Origin of the sequence: Calothrix sp. PCC 6303 (assembly GCF_000317435.1) — a bacterium.
Lineage (GTDB): Bacteria > Cyanobacteriota > Cyanobacteriia > Cyanobacteriales > Nostocaceae > PCC-6303.
In genome coordinates this window covers 3,502,495-3,526,986 of the sequence record NC_019751.1, presented here as the reverse complement: position 1 = coordinate 3,526,986, position 24,492 = coordinate 3,502,495, and the positions used below count along the sequence as shown (strand labels likewise).

The 24,492-nt window shown below is 41.7% G+C and carries 13 protein-coding genes and 1 pseudogene; 9 read left to right on the top strand and 5 right to left on the bottom strand.

The genetic code is table 11. The features are described from left to right. On the bottom strand, positions 1 to 1,914 hold the full coding sequence (locus CAL6303_RS14570; RefSeq protein ID WP_015198570.1) for a GAF domain-containing protein: 1,914 nt from the start codon (positions 1,912 to 1,914) through the stop codon (positions 1 to 3). Positions 1,915 to 2,006: 92 nt separating this feature from the next. On the opposite strand from CAL6303_RS14570, the gene cobN reads away from it, so the two are divergent. Continuing rightward, the gene (cobN, locus tag CAL6303_RS29325) at positions 2,007 to 6,158 is read left to right on the top strand and encodes a cobaltochelatase subunit CobN (protein ID WP_015198569.1); all 4,152 of its coding nucleotides are present in this window, start codon (positions 2,007 to 2,009) and stop codon (positions 6,156 to 6,158) included. A gap of 154 nt (positions 6,159 to 6,312) precedes the next feature. Beyond that, complete coding sequence (locus tag CAL6303_RS14560; RefSeq protein WP_015198568.1) at positions 6,313 to 7,464, top strand: peptidoglycan-binding domain-containing protein; 1,152 nt, start codon at positions 6,313 to 6,315, stop codon at positions 7,462 to 7,464. Positions 7,465 to 8,035: 571 nt separating this feature from the next. Here CAL6303_RS14560 and CAL6303_RS14555 read toward each other — a convergent pair. After that, positions 8,036 to 8,491 carry a Fur family transcriptional regulator gene (locus CAL6303_RS14555; RefSeq protein WP_015198567.1) on the bottom strand — a complete coding sequence of 152 codons (456 nt, stop codon included), beginning with the start codon at positions 8,489 to 8,491 and terminating at the stop codon, positions 8,036 to 8,038. A gap of 688 nt (positions 8,492 to 9,179) precedes the next feature. Between CAL6303_RS14555 and CAL6303_RS29320 the strand changes: the two are divergent. The 3 genes and pseudogenes from CAL6303_RS29320 to CAL6303_RS14540 form a co-directional block, all read left to right on the top strand. Further along, positions 9,180 to 9,452 (top strand): annotated as a pseudogene (locus tag CAL6303_RS29320) (DUF5009 domain-containing protein); the annotation flags it as partial. Between the two features lie 578 nt (positions 9,453 to 10,030). Next, positions 10,031 to 11,605: a group II intron reverse transcriptase/maturase gene (locus tag CAL6303_RS14545; RefSeq protein WP_015198565.1), complete on the top strand. Its 1,575-nt coding sequence runs from the start codon at positions 10,031 to 10,033 to the stop codon at positions 11,603 to 11,605. 217 nt (positions 11,606 to 11,822) lie between these two features. Further along, positions 11,823 to 13,031, top strand: coding sequence for a murein transglycosylase A (locus tag CAL6303_RS14540; RefSeq protein ID WP_015198564.1), 1,209 nt, complete (start codon positions 11,823 to 11,825; stop codon positions 13,029 to 13,031). Positions 13,032 to 13,136: 105 nt separating this feature from the next. Here CAL6303_RS14540 and CAL6303_RS14535 read toward each other — a convergent pair whose 3' ends face one another. Further along, positions 13,137 to 14,477 (bottom strand): alkaline phosphatase, encoded by a 1,341-nt coding sequence (locus CAL6303_RS14535; protein ID WP_015198563.1) that lies wholly within the window; start codon positions 14,475 to 14,477, stop codon positions 13,137 to 13,139. A gap of 339 nt (positions 14,478 to 14,816) precedes the next feature. Beyond that, a complete protein-coding gene (locus CAL6303_RS14530) occupies positions 14,817 to 16,088 on the bottom strand; it encodes a glycoside hydrolase family 10 protein (protein WP_015198562.1) in 1,272 nt (423 codons plus the stop codon). A 202-nt stretch (positions 16,089 to 16,290) separates the two neighbouring features. Between CAL6303_RS14530 and CAL6303_RS14525 the strand changes: the two genes are divergently transcribed. The 4 genes from CAL6303_RS14525 to CAL6303_RS14510 all read left to right on the top strand — a co-directional run bounded on the left by CAL6303_RS14525 (position 16,291) and on the right by CAL6303_RS14510 (position 21,578). Continuing rightward, positions 16,291 to 17,115 (top strand): ABC transporter permease, encoded by an 825-nt coding sequence (locus CAL6303_RS14525; RefSeq protein ID WP_015198561.1) that lies wholly within the window; start codon positions 16,291 to 16,293, stop codon positions 17,113 to 17,115. 159 nt (positions 17,116 to 17,274) lie between these two features. Beyond that, entirely contained in the window at positions 17,275 to 18,606 is a 1,332-nt protein-coding gene (locus CAL6303_RS14520) for an FAD-binding oxidoreductase (RefSeq protein ID WP_015198560.1), read from the top strand. 193 nt (positions 18,607 to 18,799) lie between these two features. Beyond that, a complete protein-coding gene (locus tag CAL6303_RS14515; protein ID WP_015198558.1) occupies positions 18,800 to 19,660 on the top strand; it encodes an alpha/beta fold hydrolase in 861 nt (286 codons plus the stop codon). An 85-nt stretch (positions 19,661 to 19,745) separates the two neighbouring features. Beyond that, complete coding sequence (locus CAL6303_RS14510; RefSeq protein WP_015198557.1) at positions 19,746 to 21,578, top strand: ABC transporter ATP-binding protein; 1,833 nt, start codon at positions 19,746 to 19,748, stop codon at positions 21,576 to 21,578. 58 nt (positions 21,579 to 21,636) lie between these two features. Here the strand turns inward: CAL6303_RS14510 and CAL6303_RS14505 are convergent, their stop codons facing one another. Continuing rightward, positions 21,637 to 24,348, bottom strand: coding sequence for a hypothetical protein (locus tag CAL6303_RS14505; RefSeq protein WP_015198556.1), 2,712 nt, complete (start codon positions 24,346 to 24,348; stop codon positions 21,637 to 21,639). Positions 24,349 to 24,492: the final 144 nt, after the last annotated feature.

Below are 24,492 nucleotides of genomic sequence, written 5' to 3'. Positions count from 1 at the left end.
CTATAATTCATCATTTCTCACTTGTACGGGTATCCAAACTGTAAAAATTGAGCCAATATCAACTGTGGATTCTACTTCAATTCTGCCGCGATGCATTTCCACAAGTTGCTTCGTGAGAGCCAATCCTAAGCCTGTTCCTTCATACTTCCGTGAATAGTTAGTTTCAAGTTGGTGAAACTTTTCAAACAATCGTGGTTGTTGTTCTTCAGGAATTCCAATTCCGGTGTCTTCGATTTGGAAAACTGCGTTGTTTTCTTCCCTCCAAATTCTGAGGATGACACTTCCCTGTTCTGGGGTAAATTTGATGGCATTGCTAAGGAGATTTTCTAAGATTTGTTGAATTCGGCGTGCGTCTGCGGTAAAGCGATCGCGTTCTTGATTAAACTGTATATCTACCGTAAAATTAATTTGCTGTTTGGCTGCTTTGGTTTTTAATGATTCTGTGGTTTTTTCAACCATAGTTGTCAAGGAAAACTCGCTGATATTTAATGCTGCTTTCCCTGCTTCAATTTGCGATAAGTCTAGGATGTCGTGAATCATTTCTAATAAATGTTCACCACTATCATGGATGGTTTGTAAATAATTTCTTTGACGTTCTGAAAGTTCTCCAAATGACCATTTTAGTAGTGTATCTGACATTCCAATTACGTAGGTTAACGGAGTCAGAAGTTCGTGACTGATGGTGGCTAAAAACTCGCTGCGTATACGACTGGCGGCTTCGGCGGCAGCCAATGCATCGTGGAGTGCCATTGTCCGCTCGAATACACGCTGCTCCAAGTTCTCTTTTTCTTGAGTCAGAGATTGCATTAATCCAGCTTGCTGAATAGCGATGGCTAACTGCTCCCCTACCGAGCTTAGGAGTATTTTCTCACTTTCTGTCCAATTTCGGGTTGTGGAACATTGATGGGCAATCAGCAGTCCCCATAATTTGTTTTCAAAGACGATTGGGGCAATTAATTTGGCTTTAACTTGACTTTGGCGTAAAAAGTTTAATAAACAGGGTTCTAAATGATAGCTTTCTTCGACGTTATCGATTGCTAAGGTGAAACCTTGACTGTATTTATTCCAGCATTCTGTTGTGTCTTGAAAACAGGTTTCTTCACAGTAGTTTAAAACTGATGAAATCGTCTGATTGGCGATTGTTTCATAGACAATACAACCAATATAATTTATGGTTTCTTGTTGGTGGCTTGTTTCTATAGCATCTGTTGTGGCAGCTTCTCCAAACTTATAGACGACTAATCTATCTAATTCGAGAAATTTCCGCACTTGATTGATGGCAGTTTGGATAATTACAGATAAATCCAAGCTTTTGCGAATCTGAGTTGTGACTTGATTTAATAATTTTTCTTGGGATATTTGTTTGAGTAATGCAGCTTCGATGGGCGCACAAACAGAACCTGATGCATTAGAATTATTCTTATTTGGAGATGATTCTATTTCTGGTGTCAGCAGGGAGGATAATAATAGAAGTGTGAACCTTTCCTGAATCTGGGCATCATTGGGAGCTAATTGACGGTGGTGATATTCCAGGTTTTGGGAAATTTGGCTATTGAGAGAGAAAAGGTTTTTTAGCTCTAAAATGAAAGAGGCGATCGCATTCACATCAAACATCAAGCTACTAGCCAACATTGGGATATTTTCCCGGTCTATTTCGATGCCGATAGAAGTAGAATTGAGGTAATCTTCCTCGATTTCTCCTCGCAATAACCCGTTAAACCCAGGAGAAACCACCAAAGTGAAGCGTTGTCTTTGCCATTCCCCAGGTACCGGAATTCGCATCAGAATATCTTCAGTCAACACTAAACTGCTAGTATCTAAAGATTGAGCCATCTGCTCTAACAATTCTCCAAGTTGATTAAAAACATCTGTGGATATGGTTTTAGGAAAGCTCAAATTAGGGAAACTAGGCATGTGAAAAAATTAAGAGAAACGAGGGTGTGACTGACAGATAAACAATCGTCAATGTCTTTTGAGAGAAAATCGTCAGAGGTTTAGTAGGGATTATGCATCGTACTAACGCAACATCGGTGGGATGGAATTCCCAATCTGAAGGTATAATTTTTGTTGAACAGACTCCAGCCCCCCTAGTGTTGATTACGGCTGCTGATACAGATATTCAAACACTAGCAGCTGCGCTTCCCAAATTACCAAAAACATTTCCGACATTTAGAGTCACCAATCTCCTACAGTTACAGCAGCAAATAGTAATTGATACCTATGCTGAACAAATTTTAGAACTGGCTCAAGTAATTGTCATCCGTTTAATAGGTGGACGTTCCTATTGGAGTTATGGTTTTGAGGTTGTGCAGGAAATAGCGGAACGCAATGGTACAACTCTCATTGTAATGCCAGGAGACGATGCTCTTGACCAAAATTTAATGTCGCACTCAACTTTGCCTTTGACTAAAGTAAACCAAATTTGGCGTTACTTTAATGAAGGTGGTACCGATAATTTTGTTAACGCCCTTAAATATATCTCTGATTGTTGTCTTTCAACAACGTTTAATCCTCCCTTACCGCAAATTGTTCCCCGTGTTGGTAGGTATTTATCTCCAATTTGCTCAACAAAGAGGCAGGGAGAAGTATCTGTTTCCGCAAAATCAAAAGTAGGCATATTATTTTACCGTGCCCATTACTTAGCAGGAAATACTCAGGTAATAGATGCTTTATGTCAGGCTTTAGAAAAATATAACTTAGAAGCTGTACCCGTGTTTGTTTCTTCCCTGCGGGAAATAGAGGTACAACAGGAGTTAGAAAGCATCTTTCAACCCATGGGGAGAGTGGGGGAGTGGAGGAGTGGGGGAGAAGGGGAAGCAGGGGGAGAAGGGGAGGCAGGGGAAGCAGGGGGAGAAGGGGGAGAAGGGGGAGAAGGGGAGGCAGGGGGAGAGAGAAATATTGCTCTTTTACTGAATACTACTAGTTTTTCCTTGGCTAAATTGGAAAGTGAAACCCCGCAAACTGAACTTTGGCAACAATTAAATGTCCCGGTTTTCCAAGTTATTCTCAGTAGTGGTGGATTTGAACAGTGGAAAAGCGACTTTAAGGGACTTTCTCCCCGTGATATGGCGATAAATGTGGCATTACCAGAAGTTGATGGGAGAATAATTAGTCGTGCCGTATCTTTCAAAGCTACCCAAAGCAGACATCCTGAATTACAAACGGATGTAGTATGCTATGAGCCAGTAAGCGATCGCATAAATTTTGTAGCCCAGTTAGCAGCTAATTGGATACGCTTACGTCGTAAATCTCCTCAAAAACGACGTATTGCTTTGATTTTGGCAAATTATCCCAACCGTGATGGACGTTTGGCGAATGGTGTGGGTTTGGATACTCCCCAAAGTTGTGTAGAAATTTTAGTAGCTTTGAAAGAAGCAGGTTACGAAGTAGGAGATATTCCCCAAGATGGGGATGAATTAATTAAAATTCTCACAGCAAGCATTACAAATGATCCTGAAGGTAGGGAATTACGTCCAGTTCGTCAAAGTTTATCCGGGGAAACCTACCAAGAATACTTTGCCACATTGCCCGAATCTATTCAAAGTAGTGTAAATCAACGTTGGGGAAAAGAAGCAGGGGAGCAGGGAGCAGGGAGCAGGGGAGAAACAATTTCTGGCGGAACCCCACCCGCGCTATCGCGCACCCTCTCCGCTAGCGGGGAGGGTTGGGGAGGGGTTCAATTCCCGATTCCCGGAATTCAACTGGGAAATATCTTCATTGGCATCCAACCATCACGGGGTTATGACATAGACCCCAGTTTAAATTACCATGCCCCCGATTTAGAACCAACCCACGCCTACTTAGCTTACTATTACTGGGTGCGGGAAACCTTTGGTGCGGATGCAGTGGTACATGTGGGGAAACATGGAAATTTAGAATGGTTGCCTGGTAAAAGTATCGCCTTATCGGAAACTTGTTTTCCCGAAGTTGCCTTAGGTGCGATGCCGAATTTATATCCTTTTATTGTCAACGATCCTGGGGAAGGTTCCCAAGCCAAACGCCGCAGTCAAGCGGTAATTATTGACCATCTTACCCCACCTTTGACCCGCGCCGAGTTATATGGCTCCCTACAAAACTTGGAAAACTTGATTGATGAATATTATGAAGCCGCCAGCTTAGATCCTAGCCGATTGTCAGCATTACGCGATCGCATTCGCCAACTAGTGGAGACAGAGAACCTCAACTTAGATTTAGGAATGTTGGAAACAACAGCAGAAAACCCCGAAGAACTCCCCATCAATCAATTAGATGGATATCTCTGCGAACTCAAAGAAGCCCAAATCAGAGACGGTTTACACATCTTCGGCAAATGTCCCAGCGGTACCCAACTGCGTGATTTAATTATAGCGATCGCACGTCACCCCAACCGCCACCAAAATGGACTCACCCGCGCCATAGCTGAAGATTGGGGCTTAGACTTAGACCCCCTAACTGCTAACTTTAGCACCCTCCTCACACCCTCTCAGACCGAAATCCTCCAACAAAAATCCCCCCATCCTCAATATAATATAGGTGATGCAGTCGAAACCCTGGAAGCTGAAGCCGCCGTGATGGTAGATGCAATCATAGAAGAGGCAGGGGAGAAGATGAATTGGGGCAGGGGGCAGGGAGCAGGGGGAGAAGATGAATTGGGGCAGATTTTCCAGGACTTCAACACCTCAAATATAGACGCACCAAAGCATAAACAGATTGAACAGAGTAAGAACAGTAAAGATTCCTCCCCCACTCCCCCACTCCCCCACTCCCTCACTCCCCCACTCCCCCACTCCCCCACTCCCCCACTCCCCCTGCTTCACTCCCTCTCCTGGATTCAATCCCATCTCCTCCCAGCCTTGCGACAAACCGACTCGGAAATCATTAACCTTCTCGCGGGACTCAACGGGGAATATGTTCCCAGTGCCGCATCTGGTGCCCCTACACGCGGACGACCAGAAGTGCTACCAACTGGCAAAAATTTTTACTCAGTAGACATCCGTGCCGTACCCACAGAATCAGCCTGGGATGTTGGTAGAAAGGCAGCAGAAGCCGTAGTTGAATGTTACACCCAAGAAAATGGCGAGTATCCCAAAACACTAGCAATTTCCCTGTGGGGTACCGCCATGATGCGAACAGGCGGCGATGATATTTCCCAGGCATTAGCATTACTAGGTGTCCAACCAGTATGGGATGGTAACGCCAGACGTGTCATCGACTTAGAAATCGTCCCCCTTTCACTCCTCGGTAGACCACGTATCGATGTCACATTAAGAGTTTCCGGATTTTTCCGCGATGCCTTCCCAAATTTGATAGACTTATTTGACCAAGCTGTCGTCAGTGTGGCAGCATTAGATGAACCCGATGAGCAAAACCCCCTAGCAGCGCAAGTCCGCCAAGAAACAGAATTTTGGCAAAACCAAGGTATAGATATAGATGAAGCTAAAGCGCGATCGCATTATCGGATTTTTGGCTCTAAACCCGGTGCGTATGGTGCCGGACTCCAAGGCTTAATAGAATCCCAAAATTGGGATAGTGACGAAGATTTAGCCCGCGCTTACACAAATTGGAGTTCCTACGCTTATAGCAGTAAAAAAACCGGAATCGCGGCACCCGAAGCCTTCCAACAACGTCTCCAAGGAATGCAGATAGTATTACAAAACCAAGACAACCGGGAACATGATTTACTAGATTCCGATGACTATTATCAATTCCAAGGTGGCTTAACCGCAGCAGTCAGATGTCAACAAGGCAAAAACCCCACAACCTACTTTGGAGACAACTCAATCCCTGCTAACCCCCGCGTCCGTCAACTTAAATCAGAAATCGCCAGGGTTTACCGTTCACGGGTTGTCAATCCCAAATGGATTGATGGGATGATGCGTCACGGTTACAAAGGTGCCTTTGAAATGGCAGCAACAGTAGACTTCTTATTTGCCTACGATGCCACCACCAAATGCGTCGAAAACTATATGTACGAAGGTGTTGCCCAAGCTTATTTATTTAATTCTCAGATTGCCGATTTCATCCAGCAGAAAAACCCCCATGCCCTCCGTGATATTGCTGAGAGGTTGCTAGAAGCACACCAGCGAAATTTATGGCAGGATGTCAGTATACAAACGCTGGAAAATCTGCGAAACTTAGTACATGAAGCCGAAGCTACTATCGAAAGCCAACTAATTTAAATTGGTTTAAATCTAGGAAAAGTCAACAGGAAAAAGGCGATGGAGAATTTAATCGGCAACTGATAGCTCGACTTTGCTGGGAAACCTGACTGATAAATAAATTCAAGTTGGCAAACAAAAATAAGCAGAATTTTTAAGTGCAGTAGAGAAAAACATGGAAAATCTTGCGTATTTACACTTAGCTTTTGATTACGAAGAAGATTGTCCCGATGAACTAATTTCCATCGGTTCCTTCCTTAACAAAGCAGCTGCACCAGATTGGAGCAAGCTATCAGGTCGTGCTTGGCGATACATGCTACCCCTAGCCCTAACCTTGGCGATTTTTTCATCAATTAATGGTGCATTCGCTCTGCAAAAAGGCGATCGCGGTCCTTCAGTACGGGAACTGCAATCTGATTTGAAGCAAGCAGGCTTTTATCAAGCAGCCATCACCCAAGTATATGATGTCCGTACCGAAGAAGCAGTCAAAAAGTTTCAAAAATCCGTCAATCTCCAAACAAACGGCATTGCTGGACCGACAACCCTCGGTAAATTAGAAAAATGGCGACCCCCCGCAGCCGCAAAACCAGCCAATAAGCCGAAAGTAGTGGCTACCCAAACCACCAAACCAAAATTACAAAACGTCCAAGCAAAAACCCCAGTTACCCAAGCTGTTAGAAGAAACAAAGTAACTAATCCCAACTTCATTCAACGGGGAGACGAAGGAGAAGATGTCCGCATCCTCCAAGAACGTTTGAGAATTGCTGGTTATTATTTCGGCAACTCCACCGGAATCTTTGGTCCCATCACCGAAGAAGCTGTAAAGCGCTTTCAAACAGCATACAACCTCAAAAATGACGGAATTGTAGGTTCTGCCACCATCCGCCGACTTCCCCCCAACAACATCGGTTACGGTGAAGAAACACCAACCCGTCAAGCAGATCCTGATAAATTACGTTTAGGCGATCGCGGTGAAGCTGTAAGGGTACTCCAGCAACAACTTATTCAAGCTGGATACTTAACTGGACAACCTAACGGATACTTCGGTGCTTTCACCGCCGATGCGGTCAAACGCTTCCAAACCGAGAATTATTTAGCAGCCAGTGGCATTGCTGGCAGCACAACCCGTGGCAAATTATACGAACAGGTAAAAAATACTCCCAAAAGCGAATTTGAGACCCTAGAAATCCAACGCCGACTCAACGCGAGAGGTTTTTACAAAGGTCCCCTTAACGGAGTTTTGGGAGACGATACCAAGCGAGCCATCAAACAGGCACAGCAATATTACGGTATCAGCCTCAAAGATGTCAAAAACGGACAGTTTTGATTGATAGTTAATGGTTAAATTCGAGTAAATTTGAGCAAAGTTGAAGAAATAATCGGAATTTAAGAGCATTTGGGGGTCTAACTTCCATGCCTAACGACGGCAGAGGGTTTTGTGTGGGGGCGGCACGTTTGCTTGCGCCCGATGACCCCGCAAAGGTTCCTTGTTAAATTCCCGTTACAAAACAGACTTATTACTCATTACTCATTACTCATTTTTTAAGTATCCGCTTCTCAAAGCGGCAATTTTTATAGCTAAGTTTAGGTCTTTGTCATATTCAGATGCCGAAGACAAACTTAGTTAACTTTCCTGCATTTCTAGCCAGCCACTATTAATTGAGTTCGATTCCTGCTATTGGAGTATAGTTTCTGCAACGGCAGGTATTACGAATTTATATCAGAGATTCCCTATTCAGAATATCCAAAATTTGCTTAGTATACTCAGTTGCTACCAATAGGATTATTTTAGTGTTGTTTTCGCACCAATCAATTTTTAGGGAAATCCATTCCAAAATATGTGTCCGAAAAATTTGCTCACAAGACTAAAAATACTATCTTGATCAACTAACATCACCTTAAACAGGCATTAAAGCTCGTTGACACTTAGGACAAACAGCATGAATCGTCAATTGACAATCAAGAAGGTGATAACCTTCTTTTTGTGCTGTCTTTGCTCCTGTCTTTAAAATTGAGTCGTTCTTGAATTCTATTGTCGAATTACATCTAACACAAATTAGGTGGTGATGGTGGTGGGGATAGGGCTGGTTAATTTCATAGTGCTTATGCCCTTCTCCCAGTTCCAATTCCCTCAAGATTCCCATTCTCGCCATCAATTTAAGCGTCCGATAAATGGTGGATAGGCTAATACCCTCCCCATCCGCTTCTAGGCGTTCATAAAGATCCTCAGCGCTGAGATGCTCACCTTGAGGAAGTTCTTGAAAAATATGCAAGATAACTTCCCTCTGAGGGGTTAAGCGCCAGCCACGTTCGTTAAGTTCTGCTTTCAGTGAAGTCGTAGTGTAGACAGACATACTAATCTTTCTCAATAAAGGCTGTCAGATGAGAATATAACAAATATTTGGAGCAATTTGCAACAACCATGACTTATTGATAATATTTACTATATGTTTTCAATTATGTCATGTAATCATGACGATGTAGAAAAAGACTCTTATCGTTAGATGCAATGAATTTTCAACAATTAGAATGCTAAGATTGCTACCTGAGCAACTGCAAATAATTAGCTACAAGTTGAATAATATTGCTTAGTAACAGCAATCTGAAAGTGCTAATAGTTACTAAAAGGCTACTTTTCTATGTAAGTTTTGTTAACTTTCTCAGTATTAGTTATTAAATATTAACAACTTCAATCCCCTTCAGATATTTAGCTATGTCGCTAAACAAACCTAAATGCGTAGCAGCTACTGACAGAAGTCACTCGGTGTATGACTGAGGAATCCAAATTTAATAACCTGCAATTCTGATTGAACCTGGAGTGGTGCGTTACGTTCAGGTTACACGCCCTACTTTTACACTTTATTTAATCCACGTTCCTTAGGTGATTTCTCAAAATTATTTTACCTATATTTTAAGAGGGATTTAAGAAGGCGTACTGCTCCCGAAGCAAGCTACGCTCTATACAATCATATTGACTGGTAATTTTTATTCTGGAAATTATCTTAGGGTAAAATAAATCTATCTAAAAATTATACTAACTTCGTGAAATCACTTACTCTACCGACCCAAAATAGTAACCGACTTGTCTCTCTGGATGTATTCCGAGGAATAGCGATCGCTTCGATGATTTTGGTTAATAATCCTGGTAGTTGGGATTCTATTTATCCTCCCTTAGAACATGCTGAATGGCATGGTTGTACGCCAACAGATTTAGTGTTTCCTTTCTTCTTATTTATTGTTGGTATGGCGATGCCTTTTTCTTTTGCTAAATACACAAAAGAAAACCGTCCTACAGCTAGGGTTTATTGGCGGATTGCGCCATCCTCCAAAAAGCAATGTCTAGCGCTTACCAAGTAGTGCGATTCGTTGCTTAGTGAATCACGGTAATCAGCCCGTACATAACTAAGCCAACCAACAATGGTTGAACTCTCAGATTATGTAGGTGTAAGTCCTACCAGCAAGGTTCATGCTTGAATCCCTATCTGCCTACACCGAATAGACTCGTTATCTATAGAGTGAAGCTAGGAACAGGGCGCAATCAGACTACCGTTATGGGTGGACACTGGCGCTAATGGGGAGTTCCCACGGTAAAACCGATGCCTAGAAAAGTGACCTATACGCAAGCGGGACATATCCTCAGAACCCGACTTCATCAGAGTTAATCCCCGCCGCGTTAAGTACTTGGACAGTGGCAAGAATCTGGGGGTCTGATGGTTAAATTGGCACTACCTAACGGAACAATCAATCATCTGAGGGAACGAATAAAAACGAGCCAAAGGTCTTGGGACTGTCGAATCCCAGGTAGGTAAGACGAGATACAGAATTCCTTTGATTCGGGTAGGATGCGGCGTAATTGCTGCAAGGTATTCAGAAAACACTTAATGGAGAAGAGCATGATTAGGCACAGTCACGAGACTAGTGAATCTTGGAAGAATCTACCGTGGAAGAAATTTCGCAAAGAGTTATTCCGCCTACAAAAGAGAGTGTTCAAAGCAGTTGAAGCAGGAAACAAGCAGAAAGCGCGGTTCTTACAAAAACTTATTCTGAAATCCTGCGCGGCTAGATTCTTGGCAATTAGACAAGTATCACAATTAAATGCTGGCAAGAAAACAGCAGGAATCGACGGTAAAAAGTCCCTTACATTTCGTGAGAGATTCGAGCTATCAGAACTGCTTAAAGCATCATGTAATAACTGGAAACACCAGGGACTACGGGAAATCCCCATCCCCAAAAAAGATGGGACTACCAGAATGCTTAAAATTCCAACTATGGCAGATAGAGCTTGGCAATGCCTCGCAAAATATGCTTTAGAACCAGCACACGAAGCAACCTTCCATGCTCGAAGTTACGGGTTCAGAAGCGGACGCTCGGCACATGATGCCCAGACAGTCCTACTCACCCATCTTCGCTCCAATAACAATGGAATCAATAAAAGAGTTATAGAACTTGATATTGAAAAGTGCTTCGACAGGATATCACACACATCTATAATGGAAAATCTTATCGCCCCAAAAGGGGTTAAATTAGGAATATTCCGATGCCTAAAAGCCGGAATAAACCCGGAATTTCCAGAACAAGGTACACCACAAGGTGGAGTCGTGAGTCCACTCTTAGCTAACATCGCCTTAAACGGAATTGAAAGTATTCACAGATACCACAGAAATGGTTCTAAAATTACTAACAAAACCGCAGGAAAAGATATTACAGAACCATCAATACGCTACGCGGATGACATGGTAATAATAATCAGACCTCAAGACGATGCACAAAAAATACTTGCCGATATTGACAGTTTTTTAGCAGCAAGAGGAATGAAAGTAAGCGAAAAGAAAACCAAGATAACCGCTGCGACAGATGGCTTCGATTTCCTTGGCTGGCACTTTAAAGTGCAAAGTAACGGAAAATTCAGAAGTACCCCTTCAAAGGACAACTTCAAAAAATTCCGTCAGAAATTAAAAGCTATTATTAACTGCTCCAATTATGGTTCTAAGGTAAAAGCCAAAAAGCTAGCGCCTATAGTTAGAGGATGGAGAAACTACCATCGCTTCTGCAAAATGGACGGGTCAAGGTTTTCACTCTGGCACACCAGACTCAGAACATGGAAAATCTTCAACAAGGAGACGAAGCTAACGCGAGAATCAACAACGAAGTTGATTGAAAAAGCATTTCCCGCAGTCCCTTACTCCGAATTCAGTTATGTCATGGTCAAAGGAAATAAATCCCCCTACGATGGAGACTTAATCTACTGGAGCGAACGCAACAGTAAATTATATGACGGAGCAACCTCTAAAGCTTTACAAAAGCAAAACCATACATGTGGTCACTGTGGACTAAAATTTACGAGTGAAGAACGAGTACATCTACATCACATTGACGAAAATCATGACAACTGGAAACCTAAAAATCTTCTAGCAATACACGAATCTTGTCATGATTATATACACATGAGCAAAAGGATTATCCCTTAAGAATATCGGGAGCCGTGTACACAGAAATGCGTACGCACGGTTCTAACAGAGAGGTGCTGGGGATAATACCCCACATCGACTCTAACAACCAGCCATCAAATAATGCCACGTTTGATACTGGATTTACCGACGGGTGGTTTTTTTTCGGAACGAGCTATTTCTCGAAAAGCTACATTGTAATGTAATATCTTTTAAAAGTTGCACATCCCGTGAAATAATGCAATATAAACATCAGCTTCCCAATAAATTAGCAAAGCTAATCCTTACGACTTATCTTTGCTGTTTACCTCTACTAGCTTGTAATAATCAGCAACAAGTCAGTCAAAAAAATCAAACATCGCCATCGGCAGAACCTTTATCATTACAAACATCACTACCACAAGCTCAAAACTATTTCCTCGACAATCAAATTTGGGGTGAAGCTGGAGATAAGCAGAATTTACTCAAAGCAATTGACTATAGTTTAAGCTATCTGCAAACACCAGATGCAAAAGCAACTTATCAAAAATATATTATTCCCGAAATCACGCGAGAAAGAGTAGAAAAAAGCTTGAAAAGATTTCGCGAATTAGTTATTAATTCCCAAAATGCTCAAGAATTACAAGCTAATGTCAACCAAGAATTTGTATTTTATAAATCTATCGGTTCTGATAATCAGGGTACTATTTTATTCACCGGTTACTACAAACCAATTTACCTAGCAAGTCGTCAGCCGACAGCAGAATACCGCTATCCCATCTACCGCTTACCCGATAATTTTCAAACTTGGGACAAACCCCATCCCACCCGTTTAGAATTAGAAGGCGCAGACGCTTTACAAAATGCTAAAGGCAAACTCAAAGGTTTAGAGTTATTTTGGTTAAAATCGCGGATGGATGCCTTTATTGCTCAAGTCCAAGGTTCTGCTGTCTTGAAATTCAGTAATGGAACTACTACTACAATTGGTTATGCAGGAAATACCGACCATGATTATGTCAGTTTAGGGAAAGAATTAATTAAAGATGGAAAACTATCAGAAAAAGGAATCACTCTCGAAAAAGTTATCAATTACTTTGAAAAAAATCCCCAAAGCCAAGATATTTACTTACCTAGAAACCCCCGTTTTATTTTCTTTAAAGATACCAAAAATGCTCCCGCAAGTGGCAGTCTCGGTGTCCCATTAACCCCAGAAAGGTCAATCGCTACAGATAAATCCTTAATGCCTCCCGGTGCATTAGCTATAATTCGCGCCCCTTTTCCTTTTATTAATCAAAATAAAATCGAACAGCGTCTTGTGAGTCGCTATGTCCTAGATCAAGACACAGGAGGTGCAATCAAAACTCCAGCTCGAGTTGATTACTATATTGGTGTTGGCAAACAAGCAGGGGAGCGCGCTGGTGTTATTGTCAATAAAGGCGAGCTATATTATCTATTATTGAAGGAGTAAAGCGCAAAAAGCGCTTTTTACTCCAAATGAGTAGTTCGCTCCAAAATACACTAATGAAAAATCAACGGTTTACAGGAAAGCAGAGTAACTGGGCAGTTACCATTTCTAGCCCTTATTCGCCAACTGCTTACCAAAGAGGGTACGGTACATCAGGCGATAAATATCGGTGTTATCGACTGTGCCATGTAAGAGTTGAGCATTTAAACCATGCGCCTTAGCAACGATCGCTCCTGTATTATCGCCGAAAGTAGACCAACCGACTGCAAAGGGAAAACGTTTACCTTGTTTGTCTGGTGCAGAAACAAACGGTAAAGTACCAGTTCCATCTCTACCATCCCAAGGTGAACCATTTTTGCTTTTTTCTGGGACTGGTTTATTCAAGGGAAAGTCTTTCTCTGTTACTCCCACCACTTCCAAACCGCCAGCATCACTATCGGCGGCGGTGACTAACAAAGTATTGGGGTTCTTTTGAATAAAATCCATTGCTACCCCAACCGCATCATCAGCGCGTTTCACTGCTTCCATACAACCGGCTGCATGATTATAGTTAGAAAAATTATCGCTACCCTCTTCTTCCAAAACAATCAAGAAGCCATTACGCCTCTGAGAGAACAGGCGTAAAGTCACCTGTAACTGTTGGGCGACTGTCGGCGCACTCTTGACATACAACGGTAAACCCTGTTTTTTTAAATTTTCTTCTGTGTCGTCGTTGTAAGTATCATCTGCGGCAAAAATTCCTAACACTTTTTTGGTATTTGTGGGTAACTTTAGCAACTCATCGCGGGTGTAAACAACGGTGTAACCCTTCTTTTTTGCCAACTCGATGACATTAATCCCATCCGTGCGTTGACTTTGTTGTGCTGTGGTGTGTCTCCCGGCTTTATCCTTGGGGAGATACCAAAGTTCACCACCGCCTAAGATTACATCTGCACCAGACTCGACGATTTGTTTAGTAATGTCTGCAAAGTTGCGGCGACTAGGTGACTTAGCCACAAACGCACCCGTACCCGGTTCGTGAATCATCCCCGAATTGATGATAGCAGTTGCTTTACCTGCGGCGATCGCTTCTTCCATAATTGTCTGGGGTTTACCCGACAGCGCCACTACTGGTTTACCCGCTTCATCCAACCCAAAGGAATCAGCATTTACCTTCACCCCTGTAGCGTGAGTCACTGCACCAGCGTTAGAAGTCGCCGTGAGTTGGTTTTTAATATGTCCCAGGTAGACGGCTAAATTAGACATCCTATCCCAATTGAGCCTAGCATCCGGTCCCTTGTAGAGCATCCGCGCCGCCCCCCAATGAGCTGCACTAGTACCATCAGGATGAATAAATATCACATTACCTGAGCCAGAAGTCTTAGCTAATAACTGTGGTGTAAACATTAAAGTTAAGGCGACACTCAGAACCATTAAACCAATAACTTTTTTCGGAAATAGCTGTAACATAACTTTACATTGCGAATTTAAGTCTTAACTCTTAACAATACCTTCGCCATTTTAGGAGAAATAAAGCTTTCAGCTTCCACGGTAAATTAAGGGTTTCTGTTTTTTGGCAAAACAAAAAGCTGTATAAACATGGTGCGGATTTTCCCGTAGAGGGTTTTATTTATGTTCTTTAGCCCATAAGGGTTTTAAGCTTTTGCCGTCGGCTGAAAATAGAACCCTTATTTTTTCAGGAATCCTATGATTTTGCACGGTTTTTGTGATGCTCCGTTTTGGCGAAGGTATTGAGCATGGAAAGCAATTCCAGCTTGCGTAGGCTAGGTGCTAAAAGTAGCCTTTACCCTATGTACCGATCCTTGGGTAAATCGCAGGTGTGGGAAAGAGATTTTTCAGTTCCCTTTGACGCTTTGTAGCTGGTTCCTTAGTGACATTCCATAGGGTTTCGTAGAAGAAAAAGGACATTCCCGCGAACTTGCGATCGCGTACACTCTTCACCTGTGTTTTAATTTGTTGCATGGGTACAAATCTCGCCTTCAAACCGCTCAAAATCCCAATACTCACAGGAATATGCTTACGTGCTGCTTTCACCTCTGGACGATTTAACTCATCATTAAACACTTTGAGATCATCACGATATATTTGCAATACCAAATCTTCAACTAATCCCATTCTTTCCCAGCGTTCCCAATCTGCCAAGAAATAGTCATAGGAAAAGCGCTGAGGATTAGGTGCAACAGAAATAATACAATCTTTTTTTACAGCCTTAACTGCGAAAAATACTCGCTTCAAATATTCTGTAATCTTGTTAGCGCGCCATCTCACCCACTCTGGGTTTTTAGCATCTTTTGGAGGTGCTTTCCCATTGTGTTCTTTTTTATATAGTTCTACGGTGTAGGCATCATAACCTAATTCCCCAGGTAAGCCAAAATGATCGTCAAATTGAATCCCATCAATATCATACTTACCAACAATTTCGACAATCAAAGCCTGGATAAATTCTTGAACATCAGGACGAAAGGGACTTAACCATACCCTGTCGTGGGTACCTTCCTTCCAAATTTTAGTTCCATCACTGCGGTTTGTGATCCATTGGGGACGACGTTTAGCCAATTCGGAATCTGCTGGTGCCATAAAACCAAACTCAAACCAGGGAATGACTTTCAGATTTTTCGCATGTCCCAATTCCACCGCTTCCTTCAGCATATCTCGTCCTTGCAAACCAGGTTCAGGATCGAGTTTTTTGCCAATAACTCCTTCTGCAACCTGACTGGGATATAGTGTCCAACCCCAATTCCACACAGTTGGATAGACAACATTAAAATTTAAATCTTTCAGCTTCTGTAAAGCATTATTCAGCCGTTTTTTTTCAAATAAGACATTACTATCAATATTTGTTAGCCAAACTCCCCGTAATTCTCGGATTGGAGTCTGTGCGGATAGTGGCATCCCTGAGAGGGATGTAGCAACTAAACTCAAGACTAGTAAAGTTGCCAAAAACCAAGATTTATAGCGATTGTAGATACTTAGCCTTGTATATCTGCCAAAATTAACAAATTTATCCATCATTCTATTTTCGTAACAATTATCATCCGTATGATACTGCCACGACTGCATTTGATGTTAATAAGTTGCCTAGTGAATCAGTTATCAGGGAACAGTTATCAAGGTATATGATGGGAAACTGTTGGATTTTAACCTAGCACTAACGGCTTTAGCGAATGGTAGATGGCTTCAGCTAACATCTTAAAAAACAAAATAACACAAAGAGGCTGTAGGTATAATCTATATCAAAGATGAAAATCACCGAGACTATAAAATGTCCATCGATATAGGCAAGCTAACAAGAAGTATCAAAAAGCTAATTAATATCGATTTTATCGCTCCATTTACCGTTGGTGTAGCGATATTATTCCTGTGGGATATTTTAGTCAGGGTCACAAACACACCACCCTACATTCTTCCTACACCCATCCTGGTATTCCAGACTCTGATTACAGATTGGAATGAACTTTTCCCCTCACTCCTCATCACACTTCAAATCACGATTGCAGCATTTATCAGCGCTGCTATCTCCGGTTTACTCATAGCTATTTTATTTGCCCAGAGTCGGTGGATAGAAAGAAGTTTTTTCCCTTATGCCGTCATTTTACAGACAACTCCCATTATAGCGATCGCGCCTTTGATCATTATTTGGTTAAGAAACAACACCTTTGCGGCTTTAGTAGTCTGTGCATGGATTGTGGCATTTTTCCCCATCGTCTCCAATACCACCATCGGACTCAAAAGCACCGACAAAAACCTGGTAAACCTCTTCCAACTCTACAAAGCTTCTCCTTGGCAAACCCTAATTCATCTACGCTTACCTGGTGCTATGCCTTATTTTTTAGGTAGTCTCAAAATTAGTGGGGGATTGTCATTAATTGGGGCAATAGTCGCCGAATTTGTCGCAGGTACCGGAGGTGCAAAAGCTGGCATTGCTTACCAGATATTAATTTCTAGCTACAACCTACAAATTCCCCGAATGTTTGCAGCACTTTTAATGACAACAGGTTTGGGAGTAGTAATTTTTGTTGGTTTGAGTGCTATATCTAGCTTTATATTAGGGAAGTGGCACGAAAGCGCAGTAAATCATGAAAATTAAGAATTTTAAACGCAAAGGTACCCAGAGTGAAGACGCAGAGAAACGCAGAGAGGAGGGAGTTTGAGAAGTGATTTATTTCTCTCTTTTCCTCTCTTTTCCTCTGCGAAACTCTGCGCTTACCTCTGCGACACCCTGCGTTAAAAATATTTATTCAAAAATATGACAATTAATAACTTTATCGTCTCACTCCCAGGGTTAGAAATAATTACCGAATCTACCCAGGTTGCTAAATTATCCGATGATTATCACAGCTTTAGTCCCATCTTAACTGCGAAACTGGCAGGAAAAGTTGGGGATGTGGTGGTGCGTCCCAAAAATGAAGCTGAAGTATTAAAGGTAGCCGCAGCTTGTGCTAAGTATAAACTCCCCATCACCATGCGGGGTGCAGGTACAGGTAACTATGGGCAATGCGTCCCCATCTATGGTGGTGTAGTTCTCGACTTGTCTAAGATGCAGAAAATTCTGTGGGTTAAACCTGGTGTGGCAAGGGTGGAAGCAGGGGTAAAATTAGCGGCTTTAGATAAAAAAGCCCAGGAAATTGGCTGGGAAATGCGGATGACTCCCTCAACCTACCGTACTGCGACAATTGCTGGGTTTGTGGCTGGTGGGAGTGGGGGGATTGGTTCAATTCGTCACGGTTTATTGAATGAGGAGGGGAATTTATTGGGTTTGCGGGTGGTGACTTTGGAGGATGAACCTAGGGTGATGGAGTTACGGGGAAGTGATATCCAAAAAGTTAACCATGCTTGGGGGATTAACGGTATTATTACTGAGGTGGAAATTGCCTTGGGTGAAACTTATCCTTGGGCAGAAGTAATTGTGATTTTTCCTGAGTTTATAGCTGCTGCTAAGTTTGGACAAGTTTTAGCTGCCACAGAGGATATTATTAAGAAGGAAGTTGGGATTTTCGCAGATCCGATTCCCCAATACTTCACCGGAATTCACCAATACATTCCCCAAGGTAGTCATGTTGCGCTGTTGATGATTGCTGAACAGAGTTTGGAGTCGCTTTTGGGGTTGGTTCAACAACATGAAGGGGAAATTACTTACCAAAAAATGGCAGGTGAAGTGACAAAAGGTTTACCTTTAGCTGAATATACTTGGAATCATACTACCCTCCATGCCAGAAGTGTAGATTCTTCTATTACCTACCTCCAAAGTGTATTTCCTGCCGATAACTTGGCAACCATTCAGCATCTACATGAGTATTTTGGGGATGAAGTGATGATGCATTTGGAATTTATCCGCGCTAACGGGTCTATTGGTAGTCCTGGTTTACAATTGGTACGCTACACAAATGAAGCCCGTCTTAACGAAATTATCCGCTATCATGAATCACATGGGGTATTCATTGCCAACCCCCATAGCTATCTAATTGAGGACGGATGGAAAAGAGCGATCGCATCTGAGCAGATAGACTTTAAAAATATGGTAGATCCCTATGGGTTAATGAATCCTGGGAAAAGCAAAGTTTTACAATTTCACGGATAAGGGGTATGACACTTACACCTGTTTTGGCAATAATCGCTACAATGAAAGCGCCAGTAAATGATATTGCTAAAGCTGGCGCTAGTGTAATTCGTGAGACACTATGTTATGCAGGAAAGCTGTAAATAGCCAGGGGGTAAAACCTATGGGGGGTATTGGGTATTGTGGGTCTTGCCATACAGAGGAAAATTAAAGAATGCGAGCAAAAATCCGCGATACTGAAATATTCTTTGATGTTGAAGGTTCAGCTTTAGTAGTGGAAGATGACAAGCTGCACTCTAAACCAGTGGCTTTTTTGATTCATGGGGGACCTGGTGCCGATCATACTGGCTATAAACCCACTTATTCACCCTTGAGTCAACATTTACAACTGGTTTATTTTGATCATCGAGGACAAGGACGTTCTGCCCGTGGCAATAAGGAAACCTATACCTTAGAGAATAATATTGAGGATATGGAGGCTTTGCGCCAATATTTGGGACTTGACAAAATTGTCGCCTTAGGCACTTCCTACGGGGGAATGGTGGCTTTATCCTATGCAGTACGCTATCCAGAGAACATTTCCCAGCTAATTATTGTGGCATCCACAGCGAGTTATAGATTTTTAGCTAGGGCAAAACAGATATTAGCAGAGCGGGGAACCCCTGAACAAATAGCTGTAACCCAAAGGCTGTGGGATGGTAACTTTGAAAATGAGCAACAGCTACAGGAGTATTTTACAGTTATGGGTTCGATGTATTCCCGTAACCATGATCCAGAAAAAGCAGCAAAAAACTGGGAACGGGTAATACTTTCAGTGGATGCTATCAATGTGGCATTTGGTGGTTTTTTACGAACCTATGATGTGCTTGACAAGTTGCACTTAATTACTGCACCAACATTAGTTATTGGTGGACGACATGATTGGATATGTGCGCCAGAATTTTCGGTAGAAATTGCCCAAGGTATACCCGAAGCTAAATTACAGATATTTGAAAATAGTGGTCATTCAATTCGAGCAGATGAACCGGATGCATTGTTAAATGCGGTAGCTAATTTTATTGTAGGTCGATTTTAATTCCTAATTTGCCTCTTGACTTTGTATACTACATCATGTAGTATAAAGTTCTGAATGAGTCAAGCACAGATTATCAGCGTGCATCATGGCAAATTTTCGAGATGTAGTAAATTACTTCCGTCCTTACTGGAAGCTGAGTATATTTAGTATAACGGCTGCGAGTGTCTATGAACTGTTAGATTTAGTTGTCCCCTATGGAATTGGACAAATATTAAATGTTCTTTCCAATCAAGCTTTAGACAAACCGTTGGAGAATGCGATCGCATTTATTGCCCAGGCTATAAATTCCCCAGTTACTAAAAATATATCTTTAGGTATATTGCTGGGAGTTATTTTCTGTGTATCAGTTCTGCGCGCACCAACTCAACCATGGTTAACTGTGTGGTTCCACTGGGATATTGCCTTAAAATCAAGGCGAAATAAGAATGAGGAAGCTGTTAGGAAAATCCTCAATTTACCCTTAGAATATTATGATGAAAATAACCCTGGAAGAATTGCGGGAAGAGTCGCCAGGGGTCTGACAAACTACACCTGGACATATCCAGAGATAGCTGGACAATTCATTCCCAAATTAGTCAGAATTTTAGGAATATTTGGGTTTATTTTAGTTATTGAATGGCGAATTGCAATTCTTTATTTAGTCTCATTCATCGTCATTTTAAGCTTTAGCTTGAGGAAATTGCAGCGGCTAATTTGGCACGAAAGCCGACTGGATAAGTATATGGAAGATACCGAAAGTCGAACTTCCGAAATCATCACCAATATCAAGACAGTTAAGGCTTTTGCTACAGAGAATAATGAGTTTCAAAGGCAATCTAGACGTTTTACACGAGAATTCACCGTGGTGGATTATCGGATTCACATAGGTTATGTCAGATTAGTCACTTGGCAAAGAACAATTATTCAACTTTGTGTTTTTGCTATTCTCGGTTTAACTTTAGCAGCTACTATTGATGGCAGAATTTCCCTAGGTCATTTTATTATGACTTTGACGCTTTCTAGTATGGCATACGCTGAATTAGAACCCATTAGTCAATTAGCTGAAATATTTGCCCGTCGCTATGCATCAATGCTGCGATTTCATGAGTTTCTCCAAGAACCATCCAGCCGAGATGCTAACCAGGATAACGTAGTTGGAGAAAAAGCAAATAAAAAATACAAATTTAGTGGGAAAATTGAATTTTCTCACCTGAATTTTGGTTATGAAGCAAACAGGCAAGTATTGAATGACATTAACCTATCGATTCAACCCTGTGAAACAGTAGCTTTAGTTGGACGTTCAGGTTCAGGTAAATCAACTTTGGTAAAATTGCTATTGCGGTACTTTGAACCTCAAACAGGTAATATCTTGATTGATGGGGAAGATATTCGTCAACTAGATGTGGGAGGATACCGTCGTCGGTTAGCAATTGTTCACCAAGAAGTTGATGTTTTTAACGGAACAGTATTGGACAACTTGAGATATGGTAGACCAGATGCCACAATGGAACAAGTTGAACAAGCTTGTGAGATGGCACGTTTAGATGAAGTAATCAAAATCCTACCCCAAGGTTACTATACTGTAGTTGGGGAAAGGGGTGTCAGGCTTTCGGGTGGACAAAGACAGCGTTTGGGAATTGCCCGTGCTTTACTAATTGAACCCGATGTGTTGATTTTTGACGAAGCTACATCTAGTTTAGATTATGAATCAGAAAGAGCCATTCAACTGGCTATGCGATCGCTTCAAGGAACCCGTACTACAATTATCATTGCTCACCGTCTGAGTACTGTCCGAGAAGCTGATAAAATCGTTGTCTTAGATCAAGGTAATATCATTGAGGTTGGTAGTCATGCCGAACTTCTTCGCCGTGGTGGTATGTATTACAGATTACATGCATTGCAGGAAACGGGTGAGTTAATTCAAACAGTTAACAGTTAAATCATTCCCTAGAGACGTAGCACTGCTACGTCTTTTTTGGCATTTAACTCCATCCTTTCTAAGGAGTATCCATAACTTCAGGAGTAGTTTCTGGAGTTGGTTGTAACCCAGGTGTTTCGGTTGGTAGGGGAGTGGGTGATTCTGTAGGTGTAACTTGGGGAGATGATTCTGGTGTAGTTGATGTGGATTCCCTAGGAATTACTTGGGGTTGAATTTTGGTTCTGCGAATTCGAGGAAATTCTTTAGCTTTAGGTGTAGGAAGAACTTCTTCAACCTCGGATGTGGGTGCAGGTAGGTTAGTTTCGGGAATGAATGGCAATGTGGGTGCAGTTGCTACTCCCTCAATTGGAATTTGCTTAATAATTTTGCCTTGACTATCAGTTACAGGTAAGGTTGCTTGGTGTTTTCCGGTGGTTAAAGGGTTAAAAATAATAGCAAGTTTGCAAATTTCATTAGATGTGATGGGATTTGAACAATCATCCAAATTCACCTCGAAATCAGCTTGCTTACCTATTGGTTTAATTTTTCCAACCTCTAATGATGTCGTGTTAGGGTTAATAATAGTCAGGAAAAGTTGTTGATTTTTTATATCTATAGATTGGTTGCCAAAGTTGAATTTTTCACGACTAAAGCTAACGGGTTTCACTGCCACTGACTTGGATGTAGGTGGTATAGGCGATGTAGATTTAACTGGAATTTGGGATGTAGTTGATGATTTCGGTTGTAATATCAGGTAATATCCAGTTAATCCCACTGCTCCCACCATCGTTAAAGGAATTAAAGTTGCAGATGAAATCCGAATTTTGGGATATATGAGTTTGCTAGTTTGTAGCTTGAAAGTCTGGGGAATAGAATTTTTTGGGGGAGTTACAACTGCTGATGTTTCAGGTTTGGGGATGAGTCCAAGAGTATAGGAAGTTATCTCCATACCTTGAGTATCTGCCAATGATTGACGAATTTTTAGGGAACGGTTGAGATACTCTTGGGCTGAAGTATAATCATTTAAACAGAAACTACGGGTACCAAGTTGGTGAAGTATGTAGGCTGTTGTGGCATCATCTGATAGTTTTTCAGATGCTTGTAAACCCCACTTTAATAACTGTTCCCACAAACCCCAGCGTCTTGCCAAAGCAATGGGTGTTTCAACAGTTTGCACCATTGATAATACCTGCGCCCATTGTTGAGATTTGACTCCCCATGCTAGGGTTGTCATGATGGCATCTGTTTCTGAAAATAGTAAATTATTAATAGTATTAATAGTATTAATACTATTAATATTGCGCGACTTTTGTGCCCAACCTATGAAATAATTAAAAGAACGTAAACGCAGAGTTTCCAAGTCCCATTCCGGTGGCAGAGCATCAATCAAACTACTGGTGACACTGTAGCGGTAGTAGCCATTCCCAGTAAAAGTATCATTTTCTGCCTGAACTAGCTTCAACTCAGCTAAACTTGCTAAGACATCTGCTGTTTCCCTAACTCCACTGAGTGCGGCAATTTGGGGAATTAATAATCCTGCACCTCCTACTGATGCTAAAGCCGCAACTACTGCCAGTTGGGGAGAACTTAATGAGGCTAATATTTGTTTAACCAACCAGTTATTGCTATCAGCTAACTGGAGTTTAATTAATATTTCTGCTAAAGTTCCGACACCTTGACGCATAGCTATTGCCGTTAACTGTAACAGCCATGGGTGTCCTTCAAACCGCAGATATAAAGCATCAAACGCTGTACGTTCTTCGGGAGTAAGCGATCGCTTTAATTCGTGAGATACTAAGGTTAAGCCATCACGATTGGTTAAACCAGGTAAACGTAGCGATTGTCCTGTTTGGGATAGTCTTTGTTCGGTGGAAGCAATGATAAAAGTTATATTTGGCAGAGTCTTAATTAAATCGCCAACTTCGTCACTACTTAAATTTTGATCATCGAGAAAAACTAATATTTGTTTATTTCGTAATGCTTGCTGAATTTCACTTAGTGTTGGTTTACATCCCTTTTCACTTTCGTAGAAAATGTCAAATAGCCCTTGAAGAATATCAGATACTGATTCGTAATGAGTGTTAAAACCAACTACACCATCACTAAACCGAGACTGAGATTGGAAATAATAGCCCAAATGCCAGAGTAAACTGGATTTTCCCAAACCGGGTGAACCAAAAAACTCCACCGAATGCTTTTCTTTCGAGAATGCGATCGCACTCTTAATTTGTGGTAGTCTACCAATCAATAAAGGAAATGTCTTCGGCAACGATAATATAGGTGTTGGACGTGGTTGCCATCGACAAGGAGGTGCAGATACTCCCTGTTTAACCACATTACCATTGGGTAAGCCTATTTGCAGAACATTATCGCCAATCCTCAAATTTCCACTGGTTCTCTCCATGCTTTTTATATCAGGGCTATCATCTATTTTTTCCCCTCCATCTTTGAGCATATCTGAATTTGTTTCTACAAAATCATTATTTTTTGATTTTGCATCACTCAATAAAACCTCTTCCTGCCAAGCTGGAGAACTTTCTCCCCATGCAGCAGCATAGATTTTGGCAGTTTGGAAATATTCTACATGCCAATGGAGAATTTTCTGGTAGATCAATGGTACCAAAAGCTGTTGTTTGGGGACATTTGCCGCAGCTAAAGCCACATACAAAGAACTTTGCTGTGATCCTACTTTTGCAGTAATGCCTTGAGGTTGCAGTAACTCATTAATTAGAGTTTCAATTGCCTCTGTATTCCCTTGCATTGCAAGTTTCAAGAGATGCTGTTGAGTCATTTGATGATATCGTATTAAACCTGAAGTTACGTTGTAAATCACCCTGGAAACTTCAGACACAACTAGTAGTTTTTGCTGGTACTGTCGTTAAATAAAGATTTTGCACCCTGAAAGTTAAGCTGAACGGCTTTTGCTTTCGTATTT

Excerpts from the sequence above, each read along its gene's own strand:
- CAL6303_RS14545 (WP_015198565.1), top strand. The coding sequence starts at position 10,031 with ATGATTAGGCACAGTCACGAGACTAGTGAATCTTGGAAGAATCTACCG.
- CAL6303_RS14510 (WP_015198557.1), top strand. The coding sequence starts at position 19,746 with ATGGCAAATTTTCGAGATGTAGTAAATTACTTCCGTCCTTACTGGAAG.
- cobN (WP_015198569.1), top strand. The coding sequence starts at position 2,007 with ATGCATCGTACTAACGCAACATCGGTGGGATGGAATTCCCAATCTGAA.
- CAL6303_RS14525 (WP_015198561.1), top strand. The coding sequence starts at position 16,291 with ATGTCCATCGATATAGGCAAGCTAACAAGAAGTATCAAAAAGCTAATT.
- CAL6303_RS14535 (WP_015198563.1), bottom strand. The coding sequence starts at position 14,477 with ATGTTACAGCTATTTCCGAAAAAAGTTATTGGTTTAATGGTTCTGAGT.
- CAL6303_RS14515 (WP_015198558.1), top strand. The coding sequence starts at position 18,800 with ATGCGAGCAAAAATCCGCGATACTGAAATATTCTTTGATGTTGAAGGT.
- CAL6303_RS14540 (WP_015198564.1), top strand. The coding sequence starts at position 11,823 with ATGCAATATAAACATCAGCTTCCCAATAAATTAGCAAAGCTAATCCTT.
- CAL6303_RS14530 (WP_015198562.1), bottom strand. The coding sequence starts at position 16,088 with ATGCAGTCGTGGCAGTATCATACGGATGATAATTGTTACGAAAATAGA.
- CAL6303_RS14520 (WP_015198560.1), top strand. The coding sequence starts at position 17,275 with ATGACAATTAATAACTTTATCGTCTCACTCCCAGGGTTAGAAATAATT.
- CAL6303_RS14555 (WP_015198567.1), bottom strand. The coding sequence starts at position 8,491 with ATGTCTGTCTACACTACGACTTCACTGAAAGCAGAACTTAACGAACGT.
- CAL6303_RS14505 (WP_015198556.1), bottom strand. The coding sequence starts at position 24,348 with ATGACTCAACAGCATCTCTTGAAACTTGCAATGCAAGGGAATACAGAG.
- CAL6303_RS14570 (WP_015198570.1), bottom strand. The coding sequence starts at position 1,914 with ATGCCTAGTTTCCCTAATTTGAGCTTTCCTAAAACCATATCCACAGAT.
- CAL6303_RS14560 (WP_015198568.1), top strand. The coding sequence starts at position 6,313 with ATGGAAAATCTTGCGTATTTACACTTAGCTTTTGATTACGAAGAAGAT.